3 protein-coding genes are annotated in these 3,367 nt (G+C 67.7%); all 3 read right to left on the reverse strand.

Annotation, left to right across the window (positions count from 1 at the left end; all coding sequences use genetic code 11):
- Window positions 1–325, reverse strand: a 325-nt coding sequence (locus V7050_RS19790) for a dihydropteroate synthase (RefSeq protein WP_324411108.1), incomplete at its 3' end; no start/stop codon positions are given.
- Window positions 322–1,386 carry a homocysteine S-methyltransferase family protein gene (locus V7050_RS19795; protein WP_324365224.1) on the reverse strand — a complete coding sequence of 355 codons (1,065 nt, stop codon included), beginning with the start codon at window positions 1,384–1,386 and terminating at the stop codon, window positions 322–324. The genes V7050_RS19795 and V7050_RS19790, both read right to left, overlap by 4 nt.
- A 639-nt stretch (window positions 1,387–2,025) precedes the next feature.
- Window positions 2,026–3,367: glutamine-hydrolyzing GMP synthase (gene guaA, locus V7050_RS19800; protein ID WP_324411111.1), on the reverse strand; the 1,342-nt coding region annotated here is incomplete at its 5' end.

Consider the following 3,367-nt stretch of genomic DNA (forward strand, 5'->3'; position numbering starts at 1 on the left):
CGGCCTCGATCACCTCCCATTTCGAGCTGTCGATCATCACCGGCACGCGGGCGATGTCCGGCTCGGACGCGACGAGGTTCAGGAACTCGACCATCGCGGCCTTCGAATCGATCAGACCCTCGTCCATGTTCACGTCGATGATCTGCGCGCCGTTCTCGACCTGATCGCGCGCGACCTCCAGCGCGGCGGCATAGTCGCGGTTGACGATCAGCTTGCGGAAGCGCGCCGAGCCGGTGACGTTCGTGCGCTCGCCGATGTTCACGAAGGGAATGTCGGGCGTCAGCACGAAGGGCTCGAGGCCCGAGAGGCGGAGGAGCCGGGTCATGCGGGCACCTCCCGCGGCGCGAAGGGCGTGATGGCCTCGGCGATGGCGCGGATATGGTCTGGCGTGGTGCCGCAGCAGCCGCCGACAACATTGACGATGCCCTCGCGCGCGAACTCGGCCACCGCCGCCGCGGTCCGGTCGGGCGTCTCGTCGTAGAGGCCGAAGGCGTTGGGCAGCCCGGCGTTGGGATAGGCGCAGGTCCGCGTCGTGGCCACGGCCGCGATCTCGGCCATGTGCGGGCGCATCGCGGCCGCCCCGAGCGCGCAGTTCAGCCCCACCGTGAACGGCCGGGCATGGGCGACGGAATGCCAGAAGGCGGTGGGCGTCTGTCCCGACAGCGTTCTGCCCGAGGCGTCGGTGATCGTGCCGGAGATCATGATCGGCAGGCGGCGGCCCACCTTGGCGAAGCTCTCGAAGGCGGCGAAGATCGCCGCCTTGGCGTTGAGCGTATCGAAGATCGTCTCGATCAGGATCAGATCGGCGCCACCCTCGATCAGACCGTCGATCTGTTCGCCATAGGCCACGCGCAGCTGATCGAAACCGACGGCGCGAAAGCCGGGATCGTTCACGTCGGGGCTGATCGAGGCGGTCCGGTTGGTCGGCCCCACCGCGCCGGCCACGAAGCGCGCGCGGCCGTCCCGGGCCGTGGCGCGGTCGGCCGCCCGTCGCGCGACCTGCGCGCCGGCGACGTTGAGATCGTGCACCGCCGCTTCCAGGCCGTAATCCGCCTGCGCGATCGAGGTCGAGGAGAAGGTGTTGGTCTCGAGGATGTCCGCACCGGCCATGGCAAACTGAAACTGGATGTCCTCAACCGCTTTCGGCTGGGTCAGGACAAGAAGGTCGTTGTTGCCCTTCTGCGGATGCTCGGAACGATGCCAATGCCGACAGCCGGGCCCATGCCCAGGGCCTCGCTCATGACCCGCTCCAACGAAATCCTCCTCCGTCATGTCGAGCGCCTGGATCATCGTGCCCATCGCCCCGTCGAGGACCAGGATTCGCTCCTTGGCCAGCGCCCGCAGCTCCGCCAGCCGAGCGGGTCCGGGTAGTCTGAAGGCTTCCATGCCAGTCGTCCCCGCAATTGCCGTCACCAGCCATACCCCACCCGATGGATGAAGAAAAATGACATTCATTGCAAAAAGCATGAGCCTCAGTCATGGTTCCGGGCCACGACATTCTGGATCGGCCCGGCTTGTGGGCGCCGGGCCATCACGGCAAGCAAGGCAGCGCCGCGTCAGCTGAATCCTGTTCTCGACCGGCCTGTTGCTCTCTTCCGGCGATGGAGCAGCACGTCTTCGATCACCACTTCCACCGGGCACGTTCGGCCCGGATCACCGCGGGTAGGCCGATGCAGGCCGGACTCGGACCGTGCAGGAATTGGGTTCCAGGACTGCGCCTGCAAAAGTGCCTGGCTTCCAGATCCCGTGCTCCGAGGGCGATTCCGATGCCCAGTTCTTCCGGCGACCGGACCGAAGGCGGCCATCCTCAAGCCGGCGTTCCCGGCAGCAGGAGATCGAGTCGTTGCTCGGAAGACGCCGATCGGGTGCCCCGCAGCCACGGCGCTCAGGTGCCCCGAACCGCCCAAATGCGTGCGCCCGCCGCGGTTGCCATCGCCCACATGGACCAGATTCCCTTCCCGCACCCTCTTGAGAGGGTTGCGCTGCAAGGTGCCGCTATTTCGGTGCCGGCCGGATCCGCCTGGGTCACTCCCATTCGATGGTGCCCGGCGGTTTTGATGTGATATCGTAGGTAACGCGGTTTATGCCTTTGACTTCGTTTATGATCCGCGTGGCGGTTTCCGACAGGAACGGGTGGTCGAACGGATAGTAGTCCGCGGTCATCCCGTCGACGGAGGTCACCGCCCGCAGGGCGCAGACATAATCGTAGGTGCGCCCGTCGCCCATGACGCCCACGGTACGGACCGGGAGCAGGACGGCGAAGGCCTGCCAGATCGCATCGTAGAGACCGTGCCGCCGGATCTGCTCGAGATAGACCGCATCGGCCTTGCGCAGGATGGCGAGCTTCTCGGGGGTGATCGCGCCGGGGCAGCGGATGGCGAGGCCGGGGCCGGGGAAGGGGTGCCGGCCGACGAAGCTCGCCGGCAGGCCGAGCTCGCGCCCGAGCGCGCGGACCTCGTCCTTGAAGAGCTCGCGCAGCGGCTCCACCAGCTTCAGATGCATCCGTTGCGGCAGGCCGCCGACATTGTGGTGGCTCTTGATGGTCACCGAGGGGCCGCCGGTGAAGCTGACGCTCTCGATCACGTCCGGATAGAGGGTGCCCTGGGCGAGGAATTCGGCGTCTCCGACCTCGCGGGCGCGCGCCTCGAAGACCTCGATGAAGAGGCGCCCGATGATCTTGCGCTTGGCCTCCGGCTCGTCGATGCCGGCGAGCGCGGCAAGGAAGCGGTCGCCTTCGTCCGCGTGGATCAGCGGGATATTGTAGTGGTCGCGGAAGAGGCCCACCACCTCGTCGGCCTCGCCCTGGCGCATCAGGCCGGTGTCGACGAAGACGCAGGTGAGCTGCTCGCCGATCGCCTCGTGAATCAGCACGGCGGCGACAGAGGAATCCACGCCCCCGGAGAGGCCGCAGATGACCCGGGCCTCGCCCACCTGGGCGCGGATCGCGGCGATCGCCTGCTCCTTGTAGGCGGCCATCGTCCAGTCGCCGGTGAAGCTGGCGAGGTCGGTGAAGTTCCTCAGGATCCGCGCGCCGTTGACGGTGTGATGCACCTCCGGATGGAACTGCACCGCGTAGAAATGTCGCGCCGGGTCGGCGACGATGGCGAAGGGCGCGTTCGGCGAGGCGCCGATCACCGAGAAGCCCGGGGCGAGGGCCGTGACCCGGTCGCCGTGGCTCATCCAGACCTCCTCGCGCCCGGTGGCGAAGAGTCCGGCGAAGAGCGGATCGGCGGTGTCGGTGGGGCTGACGAAGGCGCGGCCGAATTCGGCGTGATGCCCGGCCCCCCCCCGGCCGCCGGGCCGTTCCATCATCACCTGCTGGCCGGAGCAGATCCCCAGGACCGGGACGCCGCAACCGAAGACCCCC

It is taken from the genome of Amaricoccus sp. (assembly GCF_036846665.1).
Lineage (GTDB): Bacteria > Pseudomonadota > Alphaproteobacteria > Rhodobacterales > Rhodobacteraceae > Amaricoccus.

Excerpts from the sequence above, each read along its gene's own strand:
- V7050_RS19795 (WP_324365224.1), bottom strand. The coding sequence starts at position 1,386 with ATGGAAGCCTTCAGACTACCCGGACCCGCTCGGCTGGCGGAGCTGCGG.